The 400-nt window shown below is 68.2% G+C and carries 1 pseudogene; it reads right to left on the bottom strand.

The window, feature by feature from the left end:
* Positions 1-400: pseudogene (locus ACFHWT_RS31485) on the bottom strand (hypothetical protein); the annotation flags it as partial.

Raw genomic sequence — 400 nt, 5'->3', positions numbered from 1 at the left:
CGACGAGGTTGCGGACGTGTTTGATGCACCTGGCGGAGGTGACCTGCCCGGTGAGGGTCTGGACGGCCTGGTCGCCGAGGGCGAGTGCCTTGTCCAGTTCGGGTTGGTCCTGCCGGACGTAGGTGGTGGCGAGCAGGGCGTTGCGTAGTGCTCCTTCGCGGCTGTACTCGTCGTTTTGGAGTCGTAGCGCGGCTCGGAGGTGTTCGCGGGCGCGGGTCCAGTCTTCGAGTTTGACGTAGCAGTAGCCGGCCTGGGCGTGGGCCTGCGCTTCGTTGATCCAGTACGCCCAGCCGGGGTCGCCGTGTTCCGGACGTTCGTCGGTGAGCCGGTCGAAGGCGCTGTCGAGCGCACGGCGGGTGTCGGTGACGGCGTGGTTGTTGGCGTACGCCTCGGCGGCGCG

This window comes from Micromonospora sp. LOL_021 (genome assembly GCF_048060215.1).
GTDB lineage: Bacteria > Actinomycetota > Actinomycetes > Mycobacteriales > Micromonosporaceae > Micromonospora_E.
Note: the sequence above shows the minus strand (reverse complement) of the source record. Positions and strands in the feature narration are given on the sequence as shown.